The organism is Escherichia sp. MOD1-EC7003 (assembly GCF_002965065.1).
Lineage (GTDB): Bacteria > Pseudomonadota > Gammaproteobacteria > Enterobacterales > Enterobacteriaceae > Escherichia.
The window spans coordinates 19,986-43,478 of sequence record NZ_PTRE01000084.1; the positions used below are offsets into that span (position 1 = coordinate 19,986).

Annotated in this window: 22 protein-coding genes; 14 read left to right on the plus strand and 8 right to left on the minus strand. The window is 50.4% G+C overall.

Annotated elements, in window-relative coordinates; all coding sequences use genetic code 11:
- Positions 1 to 165: 165 nt before the first annotated feature.
- The 4 genes from clpX to bolA all read right to left on the minus strand — a co-directional run bounded on the left by clpX (position 166) and on the right by bolA (position 4,394).
- A complete protein-coding gene (gene clpX, locus A7090_RS15570) occupies positions 166 to 1,440 on the minus strand; it encodes an ATP-dependent protease ATP-binding subunit ClpX (protein ID WP_000130305.1) in 1,275 nt (424 codons plus the stop codon).
- A gap of 125 nt (positions 1,441 to 1,565) precedes the next feature.
- Complete coding sequence (gene clpP, locus A7090_RS15575) at positions 1,566 to 2,189, minus strand: ATP-dependent Clp endopeptidase proteolytic subunit ClpP (protein ID WP_000122253.1); 624 nt, start codon at positions 2,187 to 2,189, stop codon at positions 1,566 to 1,568.
- Between the two features lie 245 nt (positions 2,190 to 2,434).
- Complete coding sequence (gene tig / locus A7090_RS15580) at positions 2,435 to 3,733, minus strand: trigger factor (RefSeq protein WP_105274699.1); 1,299 nt, start codon at positions 3,731 to 3,733, stop codon at positions 2,435 to 2,437.
- Between the two features lie 343 nt (positions 3,734 to 4,076).
- A complete protein-coding gene (gene bolA, locus A7090_RS15590) occupies positions 4,077 to 4,394 on the minus strand; it encodes a transcriptional regulator BolA (protein WP_096941835.1) in 318 nt (105 codons plus the stop codon).
- 304 nt (positions 4,395 to 4,698) lie between these two features.
- Between bolA and A7090_RS15595 the strand changes: the two genes are divergently transcribed.
- From A7090_RS15595 to cyoE, 7 genes are all read left to right on the plus strand, one after another.
- On the plus strand, positions 4,699 to 5,277 hold the full coding sequence (locus tag A7090_RS15595; protein ID WP_096985658.1) for a lipoprotein: 579 nt from the start codon (positions 4,699 to 4,701) through the stop codon (positions 5,275 to 5,277).
- A gap of 43 nt (positions 5,278 to 5,320) precedes the next feature.
- A complete protein-coding gene (gene ampG, locus A7090_RS15600; protein WP_105274701.1) occupies positions 5,321 to 6,790 on the plus strand; it encodes a muropeptide MFS transporter AmpG in 1,470 nt (489 codons plus the stop codon).
- A gap of 463 nt (positions 6,791 to 7,253) precedes the next feature.
- Positions 7,254 to 8,201, plus strand: coding sequence for a cytochrome o ubiquinol oxidase subunit II (cyoA, locus tag A7090_RS15605; RefSeq protein ID WP_105274702.1), 948 nt, complete (start codon positions 7,254 to 7,256; stop codon positions 8,199 to 8,201).
- A gap of 21 nt (positions 8,202 to 8,222) precedes the next feature.
- Positions 8,223 to 10,214, plus strand: a complete 1,992-nt coding sequence (gene cyoB / locus A7090_RS15610) for a cytochrome o ubiquinol oxidase subunit I (protein WP_105274703.1) — start codon at positions 8,223 to 8,225, stop codon at positions 10,212 to 10,214.
- Entirely contained in the window at positions 10,204 to 10,818 is a 615-nt protein-coding gene (locus tag A7090_RS15615; RefSeq protein WP_105274704.1) for a cytochrome o ubiquinol oxidase subunit III, read from the plus strand. Before cyoB ends, A7090_RS15615 begins: the two co-directional genes overlap by 11 nt.
- Positions 10,818 to 11,147, plus strand: coding sequence for a cytochrome o ubiquinol oxidase subunit IV (locus A7090_RS15620; RefSeq protein WP_105274705.1), 330 nt, complete (start codon positions 10,818 to 10,820; stop codon positions 11,145 to 11,147). Before A7090_RS15615 ends, A7090_RS15620 begins: the two co-directional genes overlap by 1 nt.
- An 11-nt stretch (positions 11,148 to 11,158) precedes the next feature.
- Positions 11,159 to 12,049: a heme o synthase gene (gene cyoE / locus A7090_RS15625; protein ID WP_105274706.1), complete on the plus strand. Its 891-nt coding sequence runs from the start codon at positions 11,159 to 11,161 to the stop codon at positions 12,047 to 12,049.
- 66 nt (positions 12,050 to 12,115) lie between these two features.
- Here the strand turns inward: cyoE and A7090_RS15630 are convergent, their stop codons facing one another.
- The gene (locus A7090_RS15630) at positions 12,116 to 13,237 is read right to left on the minus strand and encodes a M20 metallopeptidase family protein (RefSeq protein ID WP_342365296.1); all 1,122 of its coding nucleotides are present in this window, start codon (positions 13,235 to 13,237) and stop codon (positions 12,116 to 12,118) included.
- A 114-nt stretch (positions 13,238 to 13,351) separates the two neighbouring features.
- Between A7090_RS15630 and A7090_RS15640 the strand changes: the two genes are divergently transcribed.
- The gene (locus A7090_RS15640; protein ID WP_198599591.1) at positions 13,352 to 13,681 is read left to right on the plus strand and encodes a hypothetical protein; all 330 of its coding nucleotides are present in this window, start codon (positions 13,352 to 13,354) and stop codon (positions 13,679 to 13,681) included.
- A gap of 60 nt (positions 13,682 to 13,741) precedes the next feature.
- Here the strand turns inward: A7090_RS15640 and A7090_RS15645 are convergent, their stop codons facing one another.
- Positions 13,742 to 14,683 (minus strand): tetratricopeptide repeat protein, encoded by a 942-nt coding sequence (locus A7090_RS15645; protein ID WP_105274708.1) that lies wholly within the window; start codon positions 14,681 to 14,683, stop codon positions 13,742 to 13,744.
- 407 nt (positions 14,684 to 15,090) lie between these two features.
- On the opposite strand from A7090_RS15645, the gene A7090_RS15650 reads away from it, so the two are divergent.
- Entirely contained in the window at positions 15,091 to 16,455 is a 1,365-nt protein-coding gene (locus A7090_RS15650) for an MFS transporter (RefSeq protein ID WP_105274709.1), read from the plus strand.
- A gap of 127 nt (positions 16,456 to 16,582) precedes the next feature.
- Here the strand turns inward: A7090_RS15650 and yajQ are convergent, their stop codons facing one another.
- Positions 16,583 to 17,074, minus strand: coding sequence for a nucleotide binding protein YajQ (gene yajQ / locus A7090_RS15655; protein WP_001138904.1), 492 nt, complete (start codon positions 17,072 to 17,074; stop codon positions 16,583 to 16,585).
- A 167-nt stretch (positions 17,075 to 17,241) separates the two neighbouring features.
- Between yajQ and panE the strand changes: the two genes are divergently transcribed.
- Both panE and yajL read left to right on the plus strand, forming a co-directional pair.
- Entirely contained in the window at positions 17,242 to 18,153 is a 912-nt protein-coding gene (gene panE, locus A7090_RS15660; protein ID WP_105274710.1) for a 2-dehydropantoate 2-reductase, read from the plus strand.
- Positions 18,116 to 18,706 carry a protein deglycase YajL gene (gene yajL, locus A7090_RS15665; protein WP_105274711.1) on the plus strand — a complete coding sequence of 197 codons (591 nt, stop codon included), beginning with the start codon at positions 18,116 to 18,118 and terminating at the stop codon, positions 18,704 to 18,706. The genes panE and yajL overlap by 38 nt, the downstream gene beginning before the upstream one ends.
- 53 nt (positions 18,707 to 18,759) lie before the next feature.
- On the opposite strand, the gene thiI is transcribed toward yajL, so the two are convergent.
- A complete protein-coding gene (thiI, locus tag A7090_RS15670) occupies positions 18,760 to 20,208 on the minus strand; it encodes a tRNA uracil 4-sulfurtransferase ThiI (protein ID WP_105274712.1) in 1,449 nt (482 codons plus the stop codon).
- Positions 20,209 to 20,413: 205 nt separating this feature from the next.
- Here thiI and xseB point away from each other — a divergent pair, with 205 nt between their 5' ends.
- From xseB to dxs, 3 genes are read left to right on the plus strand one after another with little or no spacing between them, the layout of a single operon-like run.
- Complete coding sequence (gene xseB, locus A7090_RS15680) at positions 20,414 to 20,656, plus strand: exodeoxyribonuclease VII small subunit (protein WP_105274714.1); 243 nt, start codon at positions 20,414 to 20,416, stop codon at positions 20,654 to 20,656.
- A complete protein-coding gene (gene ispA / locus A7090_RS15685) occupies positions 20,656 to 21,555 on the plus strand; it encodes a (2E,6E)-farnesyl diphosphate synthase (RefSeq protein ID WP_105274715.1) in 900 nt (299 codons plus the stop codon). Before xseB ends, ispA begins: the two co-directional genes overlap by 1 nt.
- A gap of 24 nt (positions 21,556 to 21,579) precedes the next feature.
- On the plus strand, positions 21,580 to 23,442 hold the full coding sequence (dxs, locus tag A7090_RS15690) for a 1-deoxy-D-xylulose-5-phosphate synthase (protein WP_105274716.1): 1,863 nt from the start codon (positions 21,580 to 21,582) through the stop codon (positions 23,440 to 23,442).
- The last annotated feature ends 51 nt before the right edge of the window (positions 23,443 to 23,493 follow it).

Consider the following 23,493-nt stretch of genomic DNA (forward strand, 5'->3'; position numbering starts at 1 on the left):
TCCGCCAGGTAATCAGATGACACGACTGTGCTTCACGCCATCTATTAACATGTACGTCAGTATATGGGGATGTTTCCCCCACATTCAACGCCGAGAATAGAGGAAAAATTAAAGGGGAGATAAAATCCCCCCTTTTTGGTTAACTAATTGTATGGGAATGGTTAATTATTCACCAGATGCTTGTTGCGCTTCTGGCTTGCCATAAATCAGCAACGGTTTGCTTTGACCATCAATTACCGACTCGTCGATAACCACTTTTTCGACATCTTCCATGGACGGCAGATCGTACATGGTATCGAGCAGTGCGGCTTCTACGATGGAACGCAGACCACGAGCACCGGTTTTACGCGCCATCGCTTTCTTAGCGATAGCATCCAGCGCCTCGTCACGGAATTCCAGATCCACACCTTCCAGATTAAACAGCGCCTGATACTGCTTGGTCAGGGCGTTTTTCGGCTCTTTGAGGATCTGAATCAGCGCTTCTTCGCTCAGCTCATTCAGCGTTGCTACAACCGGCAGACGACCAATGAACTCAGGGATCAAACCAAACTTGATCAGATCTTCCGGTTCAACCTGCGCCAGCAGCTCGCCTTCACTTGCTTTGTCGGATTTCGCTTTTACCGTCGCGCCAAAACCAATGCCGGAGCCGGTTTCTACACGATGGGAAATCACTTTATCCAGACCGGCAAACGCACCGCCACAGATAAACAGGATCTTAGAAGTATCAACCTGTAAGAATTCCTGCTGCGGATGTTTACGCCCACCTTGCGGTGGAACAGCAGCTACCGTACCTTCGATCAGTTTCAACAGCGCTTGCTGTACGCCTTCACCGGAAACGTCTCGGGTAATGGACGGGTTGTCTGACTTACGAGAAATCTTGTCGATTTCATCGATGTAGACAATCCCGCGCTGCGCTTTCTGTACGTCGTAATCGCACTTCTGCAACAGCTTCTGAATGATGTTTTCAACGTCTTCGCCCACATAACCGGCTTCGGTCAGCGTGGTCGCGTCGGCCATGGTAAACGGGACGTCCAGCAGGCGCGCCAGTGTTTCAGCCAGCAGCGTTTTACCGGAACCGGTCGGACCGATCAGCAAAATGTTACTTTTGCCCAACTCGACGCCATTGCTGGTATCTCCGTTGCGCAGACGTTTGTAGTGGTTGTATACCGCGACCGCCAGCACTTTCTTCGCCTGTTCCTGACCGATAACGTAATCGTCCAGGTGGTTGCGAATTTCATGCGGCGTCGGTAGCGCACTGCGTTCACGATGCGGTGCAACTTCTTTAATCTCTTCGCGAATGATGTCGTTACATAAATCAACACATTCGTCGCAGATATACACGGATGGACCGGCAATCAGCTTGCGCACTTCATGCTGGCTTTTGCCGCAAAAAGAGCAATACAGCAATTTGCCTGAGCCATCTTTGCGTTTATCTGTCATGGGTCAAAACCTCTTCTTTGTTCTTTGTGCCGCACACGACGACGCAAATGCCATTCTCAGGCGCAAGCCGCTTACAGCGTTGTGCCGCCCTGGATAAGTATAGCGGCACAGTTGCGCCTCTGGCATCAATTACGATGGGTCAGAATCGAATCGACCAGACCGTATTCCACCGCTTCAGGGGCAGAAAGGAAACGATCGCGTTCGGTATCACGTTCAATCTGTTCTAATGATTGACCCGTATGAAGTGCCATAAGTTCATTCATGCGCCCTTTAACTTTCAGAATTTCACGGGCATGAATTTCGATATCGGTCGCCTGCCCCTGATAGCCGCCCAACGGCTGGTGAATCATCACGCGCGAATTCGGCAGGCAGAAACGTTTACCTTTTGCCCCTGCGGTCAGCAAGAAGGCCCCCATCGAGGCCGCCTGGCCCATACAGATGGTGCTGACATCAGGCTTGATAAACTGCATAGTGTCATAGATAGACATCCCGGCAGTGATCACCCCGCCTGGGGAGTTAATGTACAGATAGATATCTTTTTCTGGGTTTTCTGCTTCCAGGAACAGCATCTGGGCCACAATCAGGTTAGCCATGTGGTCTTCAACCTGGCCAGTCAGAAAAATGACGCGTTCCTTAAGTAGACGAGAATAGATATCAAAAGAGCGCTCACCACGTGAGGTCTGTTCAATGACCATCGGCACCAGCGCCATATGGGGTGCAAAGTTATCTCGTTCGCCGCTGTATGACATTTCCGTCTCCTGGATAAAATTGAAAAAACCTGCTGTACCGATTGTAACCTTATGGACGGATTATCAGCTAGTCCCTGTGTTATGGGTACGGCATCACCCTATTTCAAGCATAACAATCTTTTGTTGTTACGCTAACACCGAAAGAGGCTTTTCGCACGGTTCCATGCAAAATTCATGACAAAAAAAAGCCCACCACCTGGCGGTGACGGGCCTTTGTGCGAATTTAGCGCGTTATGCTGCGTAAATTACGCCTGCTGGTTCATCAGCTCGTTGAAAGTGGTTTCTTTTTCAGTCACTTTCGCTTTCGCCAGTACAGCTTCAACAGCCTGTTCTTCCAGAGCAACATTGCGCATGTTGTCCATCAGTTCTTTGTTTTTGCTGTAGAACTCGATAACTTCTTTCGGATCTTCGTACGCAGAAGCCATCTCTTCGATCAGGCCTTTCACGCGCTCTTCATCAGCTTTCAGCTCATTGGTGCGGATAACTTCGCCCAGCAGCAGGCCAACAACTACGCGGCGTTTAGCCTGTTCTTCGAACAGTTCACGCGGCAGTTCCAGAGCTTGTTTCTCGTTGCCACCGAAACGCTGTGCAGCCTGACGACGCAGAACGTCGATTTCGCTGTCGATCAGCGCAGCTGGAACGTCGATGTCGTTAGCTTTTACCAGACCTTCGATCGCCTGAGACTTAACGCGGTTACGGATGGCGCTCTTCAGCTCGCGCTCCATGTTTTTACGCACTTCAGCGCGCAGACCTTCTACGGAACCATCTTCAACGCCGAAACGCTTGATGAACTCTTCAGTCAGTTCCGGCAGTTCACGCTCTTCAACTTTCTTCAGGTTGATAGCGAATTTCGCTGCTTTACCTTTCAGGTTTTCTGCGTGGTACTCTTCCGGGAAGGTTACGTCGATGGTGAACTCTTCGCCCGCTTTGTGGCCTTTGATACCGTCTTCAAAGCCCGGAATCATACGCCCCTGGCCCATCGCCAGTACGAAATCAGACGCTTTACCGCCTTCGAACTCTTCGCCGTCTACAGAACCGGTGAAGTCGAGGGTTACACGGTCTTCTGCTTCAGCCGCGCCGTCTTTTTCTTTCCAGGTCGCCTGCTGTTTACGCAGTGTATCCAGCATGCCGTCAACGTCAGCGTCGGTCACTTCAACGATCGGTTTTTCAACTTCGATCGCTTCCAGCCCCTGCAGTTCAACTTCCGGATAAACTTCAAACTCTACAGAGTAGGTGAAGTCTTCACCCAGCTTGTATTCGCCCGGAACATAAGTCGGTGCGCCAGCCGGATTGATTTTTTCTTTAATGATGGCGTCAATGAAGTTACGGCTCATCAGGTCGCCCAGAACGTCCTGGCGTACAGAGGCGCCATAACGCTGAGCAACGATATTCATTGGCACTTTGCCTTTGCGGAAGCCGTCAATACGTACTTTTTTCGCAACGTTGACCAGCTCGCTTTTAACAGCGGTCTCGATGCTGTCAGCAGCGATAGTAATCGTTACACGGCGGCCAAGGCCTTGAGTGGTTTCAACTGAAACTTGCATCTTGTTACCTCAAAAAATCACAGTGCTCGGTCAACTCTTACCCCGCAAGCACAGGTTGTTGGCTTCGCGGAACCGGGATGTTCTTATAATCAATCACATTCCCTGTTACCAGAATCATCCCGAAAGCATTCAAATAGGACGCGGCATTATAGCGGCATCACTTTTATGAGTCGAGAACGGTTATTGCGCGCTGTCGCGTATTTTTTCACAATTCCCGGGCAATTTTCGTCTGAATGCTGGGCAAAAAGCACAAAATCCAGACAAAACAAAACGGCCCGCAGGCCGTTTTTCATAAAATCTTTAGCAACATACTGGAAAAGCGCCGACAGTTGCAAATGCGTTTTTACGCGATGCTTCCTGCTCCACGACAGGGAGGAGAGGCAAAGATGGTGTCCTGTAACCCTTCCCACTCCTTAATAGTGTAAGTATGCAGAGCCAGCGCATGAACGGTAGTAGAGAGTTCCTCCGCTAAAGTACTGTAAATCATTCGATGACGATTCAGAAAACGTTCACCCGTAAAACGATCGCTGACCAGCACAACTTTAAAATGGCTTTCAGAGCCGGCTGGGACATTGTGACGATAGCTTTCATCCACAACTTCGAGGAATACGGGTTGGAACGCCGCCCTTAATTTTTCTTCTATCCGCTCACGTATCATCATGAAATATCTCCTCCGACAACACTGAGATGTCATCCATCCCTTTAAATACTAGCCGCTTTTACCGTTTCCATTGCCGCTTAACAACAAATATTTAGGTTTCGTCCTGGTTTTTCCGTCAAGCGTATGAAGTTTACTGATTTAAAGACTGAAACACAGGTCTCGCATCAGCGTTTCTTTTACCAGGGGTGATTATTTCGTCAACATGATGAATTTACATGCCTTACCCACTTCCCCTCGCCGTTGGCAATGTTATGATGGCGGGAATTTTTACCAAACACGCTTAAAAGTTTCTGAGAGCCCGAACATGTTCAAAAAAATCCTCTTCCCGTTAGTTGCTCTGTTTATGCTTGCAGGATGTGCAAAACCGCCAACAACTATTGAAGTTTCCCCGACAATAACGCTACCACAGCAGGATCCAAGCCTGATGGGCGTCACCGTAAGCATTAATGGTGCCGATCAGCGTACCGATCAGGCGCTGGCAAAAGTCACCCGCAATAATCAAATCGTTACCCTGACCGCCTCCCGCGATCTGCGTTTCCTGCTGCAAGAAGTGCTCGAAAAACAGATGACCGCGCGCGGTTACATGGTTGGTCCGAATGGCCCGGTAAATCTGCAAATCATCGTTAGCCAACTGTATGCTGACGTGTCTCAGGGCAATGTGCGCTACAACATCGCGACCAAAGCAGATATCGCTATCATCGCTACCGCGCAGAATGGCAACAAAATGACCAAGAACTATCGTGCCAGCTACAACGTTGAAGGTGCATTCCAGGCGTCCAACAAAAATATCGCCGATGCGGTTAACAGCGTGCTGACCGATACCATCGCTGATATGTCTCAGGACACCAGCATCCACGAATTCATCAAGCAGAACGCGCGTTAATTTCTGTCCTCTGGCCCGGTGCAAGCCGGGCCTGTAGACGCCCATGTCTAGTCAATATTTACGTATTTTCCAACAGCCACGTTCAGCCATATTGCTGATCCTGGGTTTTGCTTCCGGGCTGCCGCTCGCCCTGACATCCGGCACCTTACAGGCGTGGATGACGGTTGAGAATATCGATCTCAAAACCATTGGTTTCTTCTCTCTGGTAGGCCAGGCTTACGTCTTTAAATTCCTCTGGTCACCGCTGATGGACCGCTACACGCCCCCGTTTTTTGGGCGGCGACGCGGTTGGTTGCTCGCCACGCAAATCCTGTTATTAGTCGCCATTGCGGCGATGGGGTTTCTCGAACCAGGCACCCAACTCCGCTGGATGGCGGCACTGGCAGTGGTGATCGCTTTTTGCTCTGCCTCCCAGGATATTGTCTTCGATGCGTGGAAAACCGATGTGCTCCCGGCAGAAGAACGTGGTGCGGGTGCGGCAATCAGCGTGCTGGGGTATCGTCTGGGGATGCTGGTTTCCGGCGGCTTAGCCCTGTGGCTGGCAGATAAATGGCTGGGCTGGCAGGGCATGTACTGGTTGATGGCGGCGCTGTTGATCCCCTGTATTATCGCGACGTTGCTTGCACCAGAACCAACCGACACCATTCCTGTGCCAAAAACGCTGGAACAAGCGGTTGTTGCCCCCCTGCGAGATTTCTTTGGTCGCAATAATGCCTGGATTATTTTGCTTCTTATCGTGCTGTATAAGCTGGGTGACGCATTCGCCATGAGCCTGACCACCACGTTTTTGATTCGTGGCATCGGATTTGACGCGGGTGAAGTAGGTGTGGTTAACAAAACGCTTGGCTTACTGGCGACTATTGTTGGCGCGTTGTACGGCGGGATTCTGATGCAGCGCCTGTCGCTGTTCCGTGCACTGCTAATTTTCGGCATTTTGCAAGGTGCGTCTAACGCCGGTTACTGGCTACTGTCGATTACTGATAAGCATCTCTTCAGCATGGGCGCAGCCGTCTTTTTCGAAAATCTCTGTGGCGGGATGGGGACCTCAGCCTTTGTAGCGCTGTTAATGACGCTGTGTAACAAGTCATTTTCCGCGACTCAGTTTGCCCTGCTCTCAGCGCTTTCTGCTGTAGGGCGAGTTTATGTCGGCCCCGTGGCGGGTTGGTTTGTTGAATCACACGGCTGGTCAACATTCTATCTGTTCTCTGTCGCTGCCGCCGTACCAGGGCTTATTTTGCTGCTGGTTTGTCGCCAGACGCTTGAATATACAAGGTTAAATGACAACTTTATCCCCCGTACCGAGTATCCGGCAGGTTATGCTTTTGCCATGTGGACACTGGCGGCGGGCGTCAGCCTGTTGGCCGTGTGGTTACTGCTGTTGATGCTGGACACGCTGGACTTGACGCACTTCTCTTTCCTGCCGGCTCTGCTGGAAGCCGGGGTTTTAGTCGCTCTCTCTGGCGTCGTGCTTGGTGGTTTACTGGATTATCTGGCACTACGAAAACGCACCTGACGTAATCTGTAAATATTATTTAGCCGTAGTAATCACTCGCCGTCATTATTATGGCTAAATAAACATCACTATCGTTTATTAATATTTGTCCTTTTGTGCGGCTTAGTTTTTGGAAATTATTTGCGTAATTTATGAATTCTATTTTTTTACACGATTCAGCTAATAAATTTTTATTTTCTCACGTCTTAATTATCACCTTAATGATAACCAATTGTTAGATAATTGTTTTATTGCGCATTGGTTATACCTATTGCCCGCTCAGACGCCTTCTACTTTCCCCTTTCGTTATAACGCCCTTTTGCAACAGCTTCTTAAAATCAATTTGATACATTTTGCAACATATGCGACAAAGCAGCCAAACCAAAGTAACAAAAATTTAATTGTGTTTACAGTAATGTAACCTTCCCGTAAGATGCCCACACACTTTAAACGCCACCAGATCCCGTGGAATTGAGGTCGTTAAATGAGACTCAGGAAATACAATAAAAGTTTGGGATGGTTGTCATTATTCGCAGGCACTGCATTGCTCAGTGGCTGTAATTCTGCGCTGTTAGATCCCAAAGGACAGATTGGTCTGGAGCAACGTTCACTGATACTGACGGCATTTGGCTTGATGTTGATTGTCGTTATTCCCGCAATCTTGATGGCTGTTGGTTTCGCCTGGAAGTATCGTGCGAGCAATAAAGATGCTAAGTACAGCCCGAACTGGTCACACTCCAATAAAGTGGAAGCTGTGGTCTGGACGGTGCCTATCTTAATCATCATCTTTCTTGCGGTACTGACCTGGAAAACCACTCACGCTCTTGAGCCTAGCAAGCCGCTGGCACACGACGAGAAGCCCATTACCATCGAAGTGGTTTCCATGGACTGGAAATGGTTCTTCATCTACCCGGAACAGGGCATTGCTACCGTGAATGAAATCGCTTTCCCGGCGAACACTCCGGTGTACTTCAAAGTGACCTCCAACTCCGTGATGAACTCCTTCTTCATTCCGCGCCTGGGTAGCCAGATTTATGCCATGGCCGGTATGCAGACTCGCCTACATCTGATCGCCAACGAACCCGGTACTTATGACGGTATCTCTGCCAGCTACAGCGGCCCGGGCTTCTCAGGCATGAAATTCAAAGCTATTGCAACACCGGATCGCGCCACATTCGACCAGTGGGTCGCAAAAGCGAAACAGTCGCCGAACACCATGTCTGACATGGCTGCCTTCGAAAAACTGGCCGCACCTAGCGAATACAACCAGGTGGAATATTTCTCCAACGTGAAACCAGATTTGTTTACCGATGTGATTAACAAGTTTATGGCTCACGGTAAGAGCATGGACATGACCCAGCCAGAAGGTGAGCACAGTGCGCACGAAGGTATGGAAGGCATGGGCATGAGCCACGCGGAATCTGCCCATTAAAGGGGTTGAGGAAGAATAAAGATGTTCGGAAAATTATCACTTGATGCAGTCCCGTTCCATGAACCTATCGTCATGGTTACGATCGCTGGCATTATTTTGGGAGGTCTGGCGCTCGTTGGCCTGATCACTTACTTTGGTAAGTGGACCTACCTGTGGAAAGAGTGGCTGACCTCCGTCGACCATAAACGCCTCGGTATTATGTATATCATCGTGGCGATTGTGATGTTGCTGCGTGGTTTTGCTGACGCCATTATGATGCGTAGCCAGCAGGCCCTTGCCTCGGCGGGCGAAGCCGGCTTCCTGCCACCTCACCACTACGATCAGATCTTCACCGCGCACGGCGTGATTATGATCTTCTTCGTGGCGATGCCTTTTGTTATCGGTCTGATGAACCTGGTCGTTCCGCTACAGATCGGCGCACGTGACGTTGCGTTCCCGTTCCTCAACAACTTAAGCTTCTGGTTTACCGTTGTTGGCGTGATTCTGGTTAACGTTTCTCTCGGCGTGGGCGAATTTGCGCAGACCGGCTGGCTGGCCTATCCACCACTATCGGGAATAGAGTACAGTCCGGGAGTCGGTGTCGATTACTGGATATGGAGTCTCCAGCTATCCGGTATTGGTACGACGCTAACCGGTATCAACTTCTTCGTTACCATTCTGAAGATGCGCGCACCGGGCATGACCATGTTCAAGATGCCAGTATTTACCTGGGCATCACTGTGCGCGAACGTACTGATTATTGCTTCCTTCCCAATTCTGACAGTTACCGTCGCGTTGTTAACCCTGGATCGCTATCTGGGCACCCATTTCTTTACCAACGATATGGGTGGCAACATGATGATGTACATCAACCTGATTTGGGCCTGGGGCCACCCGGAAGTTTACATTCTGATCCTGCCTGTTTTCGGTGTGTTCTCCGAAATTGCGGCAACCTTCTCACGTAAACGTCTGTTTGGTTATACCTCGCTGGTATGGGCAACCGTCTGTATCACCGTGCTGTCGTTTATCGTCTGGCTGCACCACTTCTTTACGATGGGTGCGGGCGCGAACGTAAACGCCTTCTTTGGTATCACCACGATGATTATCGCCATCCCGACCGGGGTGAAGATCTTCAACTGGCTGTTCACCATGTATCAGGGCCGCATCGTGTTCCATTCCGCGATGCTGTGGACCATCGGTTTTATCGTCACCTTCTCGGTGGGCGGGATGACGGGTGTGCTGCTGGCAGTACCGGGCGCGGACTTCGTTCTGCATAACAGCCTGTTCCTGATTGCGCACTTCCATAACGTTATCATCGGCGGCGTGGTCTTCGGCTGCTTCGCAGGGATGACCTACTGGTGGCCTAAAGCGTTCGGTTTCAAACTGAACGAAACCTGGGGTAAACGCGCGTTCTGGTTCTGGATCATCGGCTTCTTCGTTGCCTTTATGCCGCTGTATGCGCTGGGCTTCATGGGCATGACTCGTCGTTTGAGCCAGCAGATTGACCCGCAGTTCCACACCATGCTGATGATTGCAGCCGGCGGTGCAGTACTGATTGCACTGGGTATTCTCTGCCTCGTTATCCAGATGTACGTTTCTATTCGCGACCGCGACCAGAACCGTGACCTGACTGGCGACCCGTGGGGTGGCCGTACGCTGGAGTGGGCAACCTCTTCCCCGCCTCCGTTCTATAACTTTGCCGTTGTGCCACACGTTCACGAACGTGATGCATTCTGGGAAATGAAAGAGAAAGGTGAAGCGTACAAAAAGCCTGACCACTATGAAGAAATTCATATGCCGAAAAACAGCGGCGCCGGTATCGTCATTGCGGCTTTCTCCACCATCTTCGGTTTCGCCATGATCTGGCATATCTGGTGGCTGGCGATTGTAGGCTTCGCAGGCATGATCATCACCTGGATCGTGAAAAGCTTCGACGAGGACGTGGATTACTACGTGCCGGTGGCAGAAATCGAAAAACTGGAAAACCAGCATTTCGATGAGATTACTAAGGCAGGGCTGAAAAATGGCAACTGATACTTTGACGCACGCGACTGCCCACGCGCACGAACACGGGCACCACGATGCAGGTGGAAACAAAATCTTCGGATTTTGGATTTACCTGATGAGCGATTGCATTCTGTTCTCTATCTTGTTTGCTACCTATGCCGTTCTGGTGAACGGCACCGCAGGTGGCCCGACAGGTAAGGACATTTTCGAACTGCCGTTCGTTCTGGTTGAAACGTTCTTGCTGTTGTTCAGCTCCATCACCTACGGCATGGCAGCTATCGCCATGTACAAAAACAACAAAAGCCAGGTTATCTCCTGGCTGGCGTTGACCTGGTTGTTTGGTGCTGGATTTATCGGGATGGAAATCTATGAATTCCATCACCTGATTGTTAACGGCATGGGCCCGGATCGCAGCGGCTTCCTGTCAGCGTTCTTTGCGCTGGTCGGTACACATGGTCTGCACGTCACTTCCGGTCTGATCTGGATGGCAGTGCTGATGGTGCAAATCGCCCGTCGCGGCCTGACCAGCACTAACCGTACCCGCATCATGTGCCTGAGTTTGTTCTGGCACTTCCTGGATGTGGTGTGGATCAGTGTGTTCACTGTTGTTTATCTGATGGGGGCGATGTAATGAGTCATTCTAACGTGAACGGCGGCGCGTCCCATGGCAGCGTAAAAACCTACATGACAGGCTTTATCCTGTCGATAATCCTGACGGTGATTCCGTTCTGGATGGTGATGACAGGAGCTGCCTCTCCGACCGTAACTCTGGGAACAATCCTGGCAATGGCAGTGGTACAGGTTCTGGTGCATCTGGTGTGCTTCCTGCACATGAATACCAAATCAGATGAAGGCTGGAACATGACGGCGTTTGTCTTCACCGTGTTAATCATCGCTATCCTGGTTGTAGGCTCCATCTGGATTATGTGGAACCTCAACTACAACATGATGATGCACTAAGAGCGGCGGTTATGATGTTTAAGCAATACCTGCAAGTAACGAAACCAGGCATCATCTTTGGCAACCTGATCTCGGTGATAGGGGGATTTCTGCTGGCCTCAAAGGGCAGCATTGATTATCCCTTGTTTATCTACACGCTGGTTGGGGTATCACTGGTTGTGGCGTCAGGTTGTGTGTTTAACAACTACATCGACAGGGATATCGACAGAAAGATGGAAAGGACGAAGAATCGGGTGCTGGTTAAAGGCCTGATCTCTCCTGCTGTCTCGCTGGTGTACGCTACCTTGCTAGGCTTTGCTGGCTTTATGCTGCTGTGGTTTGGCGCGAATCCGCTGGCCTGCTGGCTGGGGGTGATGGGCTTTGTGGTGTATGTTGGCGTTTATAGCCTGTACATGAAACGCCACTCTGTCTACGGCACGTTGATTGGTTCGCTCTCCGGCGCTGCGCCGCCGGTGATCGGCTACTGTGCGGTAACCGGCGAGTTCGATAGCGGCGCAGCGATCCTGCTGGCTATCTTCAGCCTGTGGCAGATGCCTCACTCTTATGCCATCGCCATTTTCCGCTTTAAGGATTATCAGGCGGCAAACATTCCGGTATTGCCAGTAGTAAAAGGCATTTCGGTGGCAAAGAATCACATCACGCTGTATATCATCGCCTTTGCCGTGGCCACGCTGATGCTCTCTCTTGGCGGTTACGCCGGGTATAAATATCTGGTGGTTGCCGCAGCGGTTAGCGTCTGGTGGTTAGGCATGGCCCTGCGCGGTTATAACGTTGCTGATGATCGAATCTGGGCGCGCAAGCTGTTCGGCTTCTCTATCATCGCCATCACTGCCCTCTCGGTAATGATGTCCGTTGATTTTATGGTGCCGGATTCGCATACGCTGTTGGCTTCTGTGTGGTAAACGCGCGAAATCTCATAAAGATAAACGCTCCGAATGTCACATTCGGGGCGTTTTTTATTACGCTAATTACAAGGCGCTACGATCGGGCGCAAGGCCAACCAGTGAGCCATAAATCAAAGCGCCCAGCAAAATTGATTTCTCATTGGCAATAAACGGATTCGAATGTAGCGGGTTACAGATCCCTTTCGCATGGTCGCCACTGCCTAAAAAGAAAAATGCGCCGGGCCGTTCTTCAAGGAAATACGAAAAGTCTTCGGAGCCTACCATCGGCGGTAAATCCGTCAATACTCCCTCGTCACCCAGCAGCTGGCGACTGGCATCAATTAAATCCTGCGTCGCCTGGCGGTGGTTATTAATTGCCGGATACCCCCTGATATCAAGTTCAACTTTAAATCCACGGTGGCGCGACTCCTCAAGTTCATTTTTGAACTTTTCCATCAGCGTGGTATGCACATCTTTATCAAAAGAGCGGATTGATCCCTGAAACTCAGCATTACGCGCCAGAATATTTGGCGCTTCGCCGGCCTTCAACATACACGTTGAGATAAGCGCAGGTTTATTCGGATCGATATTGTCCGTAATAATACTTCTGAACGAACTGAGTAAGCGTACAGCCTCTGAAAGGGCATCCAGTCCGAGATGAGGGGCAGAAGCGTGTGCGCTCTTCCCTTCGATAGTCACCTTAAACTGATCGCCATTCGAGGACATAATGCCAGGATGAACGGAGATTTTGCCATAATCGATCTGCGGATCATTATGTAAACCATACACCCGTTCAACACCGTTCAGGCAGCCGGCCTCCACCATCCCTTTCGCCCCACCGCGAAACATTTCTTCGGAGGGTTGAAAAAGGAAACGAATATTATATTTCAGGCGATCTTTGCAATCGCTCATCATGCGTGCAGCAGTCAATGATACTGCCATATGAATATCATGCCCGCAGAGATGCGCAGCACCAGGATTAGCAGACGTCACGACCTCGCCACTTTTTTCTTCTGCAGGCAAAGCGTCCATATCGGCACGAAAAGCGATAGTCTGAAAATGATCATTTACCTGTAAATCGGCGTAAAAACCCGTCTCAAAGCAATCGGTGATTTTATAACCCCATTGTTCCAGTTGCTGAATACAGTAACGCCGGGTTTCATGCTCTTCACGGCCCGCACGGTGGGTACTACCACAAACGGATATGGGCTATTACCAGGCGTTATTTGAATTATTTGAGCATAACGTCGTCAATACCGATCGCGTCGTACGCACTGACTCCGTCATTACTATCTATACTCGTCATACTTCAAGTTGCATGTGCTGCGACTGCGTTCGCTCACCCCAGTCACTTACTTATGTAAGCTCCTGGGGATTCACTCGCTTGCCGCCTTCCTGCAACTCGAATTATTTAGAGTATATAATCTGGTGGCTCATGCTGAATTTCTCAGCGTGCTGGCAAAAGCCATGTCGACGCCTTTTAATAATGAAAACTTTATTGAGCTGCCGATAAGAGAACATCTTCCGCTTGCGCGTTACGCACTTGTTTATCCCAAAAACAGACGAGTGGGCAATGAAACAGAAGCGATCATCAACTTAGTGAAGAATCATCCGTACCATTTATACCGTGGATTCAATCCAATAACTTAGCGGCCAGGGGCGCGCATTGTCCTTTTTTTGCATGAGCACATTCACCAGCATCCTGAGAACTTAAAGTTTCTGGTGAATTGCCCCCGCTTTAAGCAGCTCCACATCCTTACCGTTAATGGTCGCCGTTGCGGCAACGATTGTCGTCTTAATATTTGCACAAGATTTTCGCGCAAAGTCCGCTTTATAAAGAATAAGAGATGAATTACTGGTAAATGAACCAAACACGTAATCAGTAAAATTAATATTCAGCCGGTTTAAGCCGAAAGGCGCGAAGCCAACCGTTTGGTTAGTCTCCTTGCCGGAAGGGCTACGGATGCTGAACGTCACGCGAAGATTGGCCACTTCGCCTAATTTATTGGTTTTGGCAAAGAGGCTTTCCATGCAGGAAAAACTCTCACCCATAAAATTATCCCGCATACCGGACCCGGTAACAGTAAGCACGGGTAACGTATTATCTACCGTTTTTCTGTCAATCATGTCTTTTCGACAGGCGGCAAGAAAGTCTTTCGGAGCATCATACGCATAAATATGCACCCCCTTTGCAAGATATTCCTTCGCTTTAATGCAATCCACCTCAACATACTGACCATTAGCGTACATCATGCCCAGCCAAGACCATGCAAAACTTACACCTTGTTGCGCGGCCTGATTAAATAACGCATACGCTTTGGCATAATCCACCCGCACCAGCTCACCGTCGTAGTAGATTTTCCCCAGCGCTAACTGAGCTTCTCCATCACCTTGCTTTGCGGCTAACTCGAACCATTTAATCGCTTCCTGAACGTCGGGTTTGGTATCATAGCGAGGCTGATAATATTCCCAGCCTAACAGGCTCTGCGCGTCGACATCCCCCAACTCAGCCATTTTATGCAGTGTACTTATAACATCGGGCGCAGTTTTTTCACCGTATATGCTGTCATACAATTCATGCGCTTTCTCGCTTGCCAATGAGCCTTGTGACACCATCAGCATTAAGGACAATATTGTCCTTTTAGTTAACATAGATACCTTTATACCTGCCCTGTTATATATTTCCATAGTGTTTAACCACCAAACATCTGTTTAGTGAATAAATATTATACCATAAAGGTCCAGGTAATAAGTACATATTTAGCCTGAAACATTATCATCCATGCCATCAACACGTTTATTTATTGAGATAAAAACAGCATATTCGCCGGATAAAAAATGCATACACCAATCAAGAAATAATATTATTACTTTTGAGGCAAAATCATTTTTCTTAAGAGTTCGTTATTTTCAACATATAAAGCATTCATTTAATGAATGCGAAAAAATCATACCGGCCCCACAAATTACTCTCCTCTGTAATATTTTCTCATTAACACTCTGTTTACCCAACATGCGCTCCGCACTACACTATGTGGGCAATTTTTTAAGAGGTGGTAATGAACGATTATAAAATGACGCCAGCGGAGCGGCGCGCGACCTGGGGTTTAGGAACCGTATTTTCATTGCGCATGCTGGGCATGTTTATGGTTCTGCCGGTTCTGACCACATATGGTATGACCCTGCAAGGTGCCAGCGAAGCATTAATAGGCATTGCCATTGGTATTTATGGTCTGACTCAGGCCGTTTTTCAGATTCCGTTTGGCCTGCTTTCCGACCGTATTGGTCGCAAACCATTAATCGTCGGCGGGCTGGCGGTGTTTGCCGCCGGTAGCGTTATCGCTGCGCTTTCCGACTCTATCTGGGGAATTATTTTGGGCCGGGCGTTACAAGGCTCAGGAGCGATTGCCGCTGCCGTTATGGCGCTGCTTTCCGATCTCACGCGCGAACAAAACCGCACCAAAGCGATGGCATTTATCGGTGTAAGTTTTGGCATTACCTTCGCCATTGCGATGGTGCTTGGCCCGATCATTACTCACAAACTTGGGCTACACGCACTGTTCTGGATGATTGCTATTCTGGCAACGACCGGCATTGCGTTGACCATTTGGGTTGTTCCCAACAGCAGCACGCACGTACTCAATCGTGAATCCGGGATGGTGAAAGGCAGTTTTAGTAAAGTGCTGGCAGAACCGCGGCTGCTGAAACTCAACTTCGGCATTATGTGTCTGCACATGCTTCTGATGTCGACGTTTGTTGCCCTGCCAGGGCAACTTGCTGGCGCAGGTTTTCCGGCGGCTGAACACTGGAAGGTCTACCTGGCGACGATGCTAATCGCCTTTGGCTCGGTCGTGCCTTTCATTATCTATGCCGAAGTTAAGCGTAAGATGAAGCAAGTCTTTGTCTTCAGCGTCGGACTGATCGTGGTTGCGGAAATTGTACTGTGGAACGCACAAACGCAATTCTGGCAACTTGTGGCCGGCGTACAGCTTTTCTTTGTGGCGTTTAATTTAATGGAAGCTCTCCTGCCCTCACTTATCAGTAAAGAGTCGCCAGCGGGTTACAAAGGTACGGCGATGGGCGTTTACTCCACCAGCCAGTTTCTTGGCGTGGCGATTGGCGGTTCGCTGGGCGGCTGGATTGACGGCATGTTTGACGGTCAGGGGGTATTTCTCGCTGGCGCAATGCTGGCCGCAGTGTGGCTGGCAGTCGCCAGTACCATGAAAGAACCGCCGTATGTCAGCAGTTTGCGCATTGAAATCCCGGCAAACCTTGCCGCAAACGATGCGTTAAAAGTGCGTTTGCTGGAGACCGCCGGTGTCAAAGAAGTGTTGATTGCAGAACAAGAACATTCAGCTTATGTGAAAATCGACAGCAAAGTGACGAATCGCTTTGAGGTTGAACAGGCCATTCGTCAGGCATAAAAAACGAGCCTAATTGCCTGATACGCTACGCTTATCAGGCCTACAAAGTTCCTGAGTTACAAACCTTTGTAGGCCGAATTAGACGTTCATGCCGCATCTGACATGAACAAAACGCACATTGTCGCGATTAATCGCGGAAGTTTTTAAACTGGAACGGCTGACCGAGATCGCCACCACGTACCATCGCCATCACTGCCTGCAAATCATCACGAGATTTGCCCGTTACGCGGATCTCATCGCCCTGAATTTGCGCCTGCACCTTCAGTTTGCTGTCTTTGATCATCTTGACGATTTTCTTCTGGGTCGCGCTCTCAATGCCCTGTTTCAGTTTCGCTTCCACAAACCAGGTTTTACCGCTATGAACGATATTTTCCGGTACATCCAGCGAACTGCCTTCAATGCCGCGCTTCAGCAGCTTGGCACGCAGAATATCCAGCAACTGATTGACCTGGAAGTCAGATTCGCTCAACACTTTGATGGTTTTGCTGGCGTCATTCAGCTCAAATGAGGCTTCAACGTTACGGAAGTCAAAACGGGACTCCACTTCGCGGCTTGCGTTATCGACCGCGTTACGTGCTTCCTGAAGATCAACTTCAGAGACAATATCGAAAGATGGCATCTTTTCCTCTCCCTTCATTTTTGATGCGAAGCATAATACCTGCAAAGTTAAATAACCGACAGTCCTGCACCCGGATGCATCCCTTAATTGTGCATAGTCGCAACAGCATGCACAATTAAGGGATAGCCTTATTGAACACCCGGAGTGGTTGCGGGTGAGGAGGAACAATGAAAATTACCGTATTGGGATGCGGTGCCTTAGGGCAATTATGGCTTACAGCACTTTGCAAACAGGGTCACGACGTTCAGGGCTGGCTACGCGTACCGCAACCTTATTGTAGTGTGAATCTGGTTGAGACAGATGGTTTGATATTTAACGAATCGCTGACCGCCAACGATCCCGATTTTCTGGCCACCAGCGATCTACTACTGGTGACGCTGAAAGCATGGCAGGTTTCCGATGCCGTCAAAAGCCTTGCATCCACACTGCCTGTAACCACGCCAATACTGTTAATTCACAACGGCATGGGCACTATTGAAGAGTTGCAAAACATTGCGCAACCATTACTGATGGGCACGACCACCCATGCGGCGCGCCGCGACGGAAATGTCATTATTCATGTGGCAAACGGTATTACACACATTGGCCCGGCACGGCAACAGGACGGTGATTACAGCTATCTGGCAGATATTTTGCAAACCGTGTTACCCGATGTTGCGTGGCATAACAATATTCGCGCCGAGCTGTGGCGCAAGCTGGCAGTCAACTGTGTGATTAATCCACTGACCGCCATCTGGAATTGTCCGAATGGTGAATTACGTCATCATCCGCAAGAAATTATGCAGGTATGCGAAGAAGTCGCCGCAGTGATCGAACGCGAAGGACATCATACTTCAGCAGAAGATTTACGTGATTACGTGATGCAGGTGATTGATGCCACAGCGGAAAATATCTCGTCGATGTTGCAGGATATCCACGCACTGCGCCACACTGAAATCGACTATATCAATGGTTTTCTCTTACGCCGCGCCCGTGCGCATGGGATTGCTGTACCGGAAAACACCCGCCTGTTTGAAATGGTAAAAAGAAAGGAGAGTGAATATGAGCGCATCGGCACTAGTTTGCCTCGCCCCTGGTAGTGAAGAGACTGAAGCCGTCACCACTATCGACCTGCTGGTTCGCGGTGGTATCAAAGTCACCACTGCCAGCGTCGCCAGCGATGGCAACCTGGCGATTACCTGCTCACGCGGCGTGAAGCTGCTGACGGATGCGCCGCTGGTCGAAGTGGCTGATGGCGAATATGACGTGATCGTTCTGCCTGGTGGTATTAAAGGCGCAGAATGTTTCCGCGATAGCACCCTGCTGGTTGAAACCGTTAAACAGTTCCACCGTTCCGGACGTATTGTCGCGGCTATTTGCGCCGTGCCAGCCACCGTGCTGGTCCCACACGATATCTTCCCGATTGGCAATATGACCGGCTTCCCGACGCTGAAAGACAAAATTCCCGCTGAACAATGGCAGGACAAGCGCGTTGTCTGGGATGCACGGGTAAAATTGCTGACCAGCCAGGGGCCAGGCACGGCTATTGATTTTGGTCTGAAAATTATCGACCTGTTGGTTGGGCGCGAGAAAGCCCATGAAGTGGCATCACAACTGGTGATGGCGGCAGGGATTTATAATTATTACGAGTAGTGTTAGATGCGGTAAGCGTCGCATCTGGCCAGATGCGACGTCACAACCACAAATTACGGGCGATACACCTTCACATTGTTAAAGCCCTGTTCGCGCAGATAGAGCGCCTGCAGACGGCTCATCACCCCGCGCTCACACCACAACAGCCAGGTTTTGTTCTGGTCGAGATCGCCAAATTTAGTGCTCAGTTTGTAGAACGGCAGAGAAACCACGTCGATGCCTTCAACTTTCAGCGGCTTATCTTCTTGTTCATCAATAGCGCGAATATCAAGGATCACGTCGTTCGGGCCGAAGCCATTGACGGTTTCCACTTCAACCACTGCCTGCTCGGTCTGCTGGGCGATTTCACGGATATCAACGTTATTCGCTTCCTCAACCACTTTATCGAGAATGCTGAAGTCGAACTTCTCTTCTTCCGCTTCAATCTTCGATTTAACCGCTTTCACCGTCGGGCTTTTGGAGATCACACCGCAATATTCCGGCATAGTACGGGCAAAGTCTTCAGTACCAATCTGGCGAGCCAGGTTGATGATGTGCTCTTTGTCGTAAGAGATCAGCGGACGCAGGATCAGCGTATCGGAGACGTTATCAATCAGGCGCAGGTTGGTCAGCGTCTGGCTGGACACCTGACCCAGAGCTTCGCCGGTGACCAGCGCCTGTACGCCGTAACGTTCAGCCACTTTAGACGCCGCACGCACCATCATCCGTTTGAGGATAACGCCCATCTGACCGTCGTCGATTTTCTCGAGAATTTCCCCGACGACCGGTTCAAAGTTAATGGCGACAAAACGCACACGGTGGGAGCTGCCAAAGCGGTTCCACAGATAATGCGCCACCTGGCGAACGCCAATTTCATGCGCCGCGCCGCCAAGGTTAAAGAAGCAGTAATGCACGCGACAGCCGCGACGCATTAACATATAACTGGAAACCCCGGAGTCGAAACCACCGGAAATGAGCGACAGCACATCTTCCTGGGTGCCAATCGGGAAACCGCCAATACCTTCGTAGCGACCTTTGATCAGCAGCAGACGATCGTCTTCAACCTCCAGATGGACAGTCACATCCGGATTGGTTAGCTTCACGCGCGCGGAGTCAATATGCTGATTTAAACCGCCACCGACGTAACGTTCCACATCAATCGAGCTAAAATCATGTTTGCCACGGCGCTTTACGCGTACGCAGAAGGTTTTCCCTTCCAGCTGATCGCGATACTGCACCAACGCTTTCTCGAAAATATCGTGCATGTCGGTAAACGGCACGTCTTCGACTTCGAGAATATGGTGGATACCCGGAATACGGGTCAGGGCGTCGCGAATGGCCAGACGCTGGTTTTCATCTTTCGCGCGAACTTCGATGTTATCCCAGTGTCGGACGACAGCGAGCGTCTCATCATAGTGCTTTAAAACGTTACGAATGTTCCCGGTAAGGATTTTTATAAAGCGCAAGCGCACAGATTGGCTTTTGATGGTGATTTCCGGGAACAATTTAATGATAAACTTCATGGCGGCAATGGTTCGTTGGCAAGTCTTAAGCGACTTGTATAGGGAAAAATACAGCAGCCCACACCTGCGGCTGCATCCAGGCGCGGAAGTATACCACTAACATCGCTTTGCTGCGCACATCACCTTACCATTGCGCGTTATTTGCTATTTGCCCTGAGTCCGTTACCATGACGGGGCGAAAAATATTGAGAGTCAGACATTCATTATGCCGAAGAAAAATGAGGCGCCCGCCAGCTTTGAAAAGGCGCTGAGCGAGCTGGAACAGATTGTAACCCGTCTGGAAAGTGGTGACCTGCCGCTGGAAGAGGCGCTGAACGAGTTCGAACGCGGCGTGCAGCTGGCACGTCAGGGGCAGGCCAAATTACAACAAGCCGAACAGCGCGTACAAATTTTGCTGTCTGACAATCAAGACGCCTCTCTAACCCCTTTTACACCGGACAATGAGTAATGGACTTTCCGCAGCAACTCGAAGCCTGCGTTAAGCAGGCCAACCAGGCGCTGAGCCGTTTTATCGCCCCACTGCCCTTTCAGAACACTCCCGTGGTCGAAACCATGCAGTATGGCGCATTATTAGGTGGTAAGCGCCTGCGACCTTTCCTAGTTTATGCCACCGGTCATATGTTCGGCGTTAGCACAAACACGCTGGACGTCCCCGCTGCCGCCGTTGAGTGTATCCACGCTTACTCATTAATTCATGATGATTTACCGGCAATGGACGATGACGATCTGCGTCGCGGCTTGCCGACCTGTCATGTGAAGTTTGGCGAAGCTAACGCGATTCTCGCTGGCGACGCTTTACAAACGCTGGCGTTCTCGATTTTAAGCGATGCCGATATGCCGGAAGTGTCGGATCGCGACAGAATCTCGATGATTTCTGAACTGGCGAGCGCCAGCGGGATTGCCGGAATGTGCGGCGGTCAGGCGTTGGATTTAGACGCTGAAGGCAAACACGTACCTCTGGACGCGCTTGAGCGTATTCATCGTCATAAAACCGGCGCGTTGATTCGCGCCGCCGTTCGCCTTGGTGCATTAAGCGCCGGAGATAAAGGACGTCGTGCTCTGCCAGTACTCGACAAGTACGCAGAGAGCATCGGCCTTGCCTTCCAGGTTCAGGATGACATCCTGGATGTGGTGGGAGATACTGCAACGTTGGGTAAACGCCAGGGTGCCGACCAGCAGCTTGGTAAAAGTACCTACCCTGCACTTCTGGGTCTTGAGCAAGCCCGGAAGAAAGCCCGGGATCTGATCGATGATGCCCGCCAGTCGCTGAAACAACTGGCAGAACAGTCACTCGATACCTCGGCACTGGAAGCGCTAGCGGACTACATCATCCAGCGTAATAAATAAACAATAAGTATTAATAGGCCCCTGATGAGTTTTGATATTGCCAAATACCCGACCCTGGCACTGGTCGACTCCACCCAGGAGTTACGACTGTTGCCAAAAGAGAGTTTACCGAAACTCTGCGACGAACTGCGCCGCTATTTACTCGACAGCGTGAGCCGTTCCAGCGGGCACTTCGCCTCCGGGCTGGGCACGGTCGAACTGACCGTGGCGCTGCACTACGTCTATAACACCCCGTTTGACCAATTGATTTGGGATGTGGGGCATCAGGCTTATCCGCATAAAATTTTGACCGGACGCCGCGACAAAATCGGCACCATCCGTCAGAAAGGCGGTCTGCACCCGTTCCCGTGGCGCGGCGAGAGCGAATATGACGTATTAAGCGTCGGGCATTCATCAACCTCTATCAGTGCCGGAATTGGTATTGCGGTTGCTGCCGAGAAAGAAGGCAAAAATCGCCGCACCGTCTGTGTGATTGGCGATGGCGCGATTACCGCAGGCATGGCGTTTGAAGCGATGAATCACGCGGGCGATATCCGCCCGGATATGCTGGTGATTCTCAACGACAATGAAATGTCGATTTCCGAAAATGTTGGCGCGCTCAACAACCATCTGGCGCAGCTGCTTTCCGGTAAGCTTTACTCTTCGCTGCGCGAAGGCGGGAAAAAAGTCTTCTCTGGCGTGCCGCCCATTAAAGAGCTGCTCAAACGTACCGAAGAACATATTAAAGGCATGGTGGTGCCTGGCACGTTGTTTGAAGAGCTGGGTTTTAACTATATCGGGCCGGTTGACGGTCACGATGTGCTGGGGCTTATCACCACGCTTAAGAACATGCGCGACCTGAAAGGCCCGCAGTTCCTGCATATCATGACCAAAAAAGGTCGTGGTTATGAACCGGCAGAAAAAGACCCAATCACCTTCCACGCCGTGCCTAAATTTGATCCCTCCAGCGGTTGTTTGCCGAAAAGTAACGGCGGTTTACCAAGCTATTCAAAAATCTTTGGTGACTGGTTGTGCGAAACCGCAGCGAAAGACAACAAGCTGATGGCGATTACCCCGGCGATGCGCGAAGGTTCCGGCATGGTCGAGTTCTCACGTAAATTCCCGGATCGCTACTTCGACGTGGCAATCGCCGAACAACACGCAGTGACCTTTGCTGCGGGTCTGGCGATTGGTGGGTACAAACCCATTGTCGCGATCTACTCTACCTTCCTGCAACGCGCCTATGATCAGGTGCTGCATGACGTGGCAATTCAAAAACTCCCTGTTCTGTTCGCCATTGACCGTGCGGGCATTGTCGGTGCTGATGGTCAAACCCATCAGGGCGCTTTTGATCTCTCTTACCTGCGCTGCATACCGGAAATGGTCATTATGACCCCGAGCGATGAAAACGAATGTCGCCAGATGCTCTATACTGGCTATCACTATAACGATGGCCCGTCAGCGGTGCGCTACCCGCGCGGCAACGCGGTTGGCGTGGAATTGACGCCGCTGGAAAAACTGCCAATTGGCAAAGGCATTGTGAAGCGTCGTGGTGAGAAGCTGGCGATCCTCAACTTTGGTACGTTGATGCCGGAAGCGGCGAAAGTCGCCGAATCGCTGAACGCTACGCTGGTCGATATGCGTTTTGTGAAGCCGCTTGATGAAGCGTTAATTCTGGAAATGGCTGCCAGCCATGAAGCGCTGGTCACTGTTGAAGAGAACGCCATTATGGGTGGTGCAGGCAGCGGCGTGAACGAGGTGTTGATGGCACATCGTAAACCCGTGCCCGTGCTGAACATTGGCCTTCCGGACTTTTTTATTCCACAAGGAACTCAGGAAGAAATGCGCGCCGAACTCGGCCTCGATGCCGCCGGTATGGAAGCCAAAATCAAGGCCTGGCTGGCATAATCTCTACTCCACTCCTGCTATGCTTAAGAAATTATGCATAGACTCTAAATA

Coding starts and splice junctions, on each gene's coding strand:
- clpX (WP_000130305.1), bottom strand. CDS start 1,440: ATGACAGATAAACGCAAAGATGGCTCAGGCAAATTGCTGTATTGCTCT.
- clpP (WP_000122253.1), bottom strand. CDS start 2,189: ATGTCATACAGCGGCGAACGAGATAACTTTGCACCCCATATGGCGCTG.
- tig (WP_105274699.1), bottom strand. CDS start 3,733: ATGCAAGTTTCAGTTGAAACCACTCAAGGCCTTGGCCGCCGTGTAACG.
- bolA (WP_096941835.1), bottom strand. CDS start 4,394: ATGATGATACGTGAGCGGATAGAAGAAAAATTAAGGGCGGCGTTCCAA.
- A7090_RS15595 (WP_096985658.1), top strand. CDS start 4,699: ATGTTCAAAAAAATCCTCTTCCCGTTAGTTGCTCTGTTTATGCTTGCA.
- ampG (WP_105274701.1), top strand. CDS start 5,321: ATGTCTAGTCAATATTTACGTATTTTCCAACAGCCACGTTCAGCCATA.
- cyoA (WP_105274702.1), top strand. CDS start 7,254: ATGAGACTCAGGAAATACAATAAAAGTTTGGGATGGTTGTCATTATTC.
- cyoB (WP_105274703.1), top strand. CDS start 8,223: ATGTTCGGAAAATTATCACTTGATGCAGTCCCGTTCCATGAACCTATC.
- A7090_RS15615 (WP_105274704.1), top strand. CDS start 10,204: ATGGCAACTGATACTTTGACGCACGCGACTGCCCACGCGCACGAACAC.
- A7090_RS15620 (WP_105274705.1), top strand. CDS start 10,818: ATGAGTCATTCTAACGTGAACGGCGGCGCGTCCCATGGCAGCGTAAAA.
- cyoE (WP_105274706.1), top strand. CDS start 11,159: ATGATGTTTAAGCAATACCTGCAAGTAACGAAACCAGGCATCATCTTT.
- A7090_RS15645 (WP_105274708.1), bottom strand. CDS start 14,683: ATGTTAACTAAAAGGACAATATTGTCCTTAATGCTGATGGTGTCACAA.
- A7090_RS15650 (WP_105274709.1), top strand. CDS start 15,091: ATGAACGATTATAAAATGACGCCAGCGGAGCGGCGCGCGACCTGGGGT.
- yajQ (WP_001138904.1), bottom strand. CDS start 17,074: ATGCCATCTTTCGATATTGTCTCTGAAGTTGATCTTCAGGAAGCACGT.
- panE (WP_105274710.1), top strand. CDS start 17,242: ATGAAAATTACCGTATTGGGATGCGGTGCCTTAGGGCAATTATGGCTT.
- yajL (WP_105274711.1), top strand. CDS start 18,116: ATGAGCGCATCGGCACTAGTTTGCCTCGCCCCTGGTAGTGAAGAGACT.
- thiI (WP_105274712.1), bottom strand. CDS start 20,208: ATGAAGTTTATCATTAAATTGTTCCCGGAAATCACCATCAAAAGCCAA.
- xseB (WP_105274714.1), top strand. CDS start 20,414: ATGCCGAAGAAAAATGAGGCGCCCGCCAGCTTTGAAAAGGCGCTGAGC.
- ispA (WP_105274715.1), top strand. CDS start 20,656: ATGGACTTTCCGCAGCAACTCGAAGCCTGCGTTAAGCAGGCCAACCAG.
- dxs (WP_105274716.1), top strand. CDS start 21,580: ATGAGTTTTGATATTGCCAAATACCCGACCCTGGCACTGGTCGACTCC.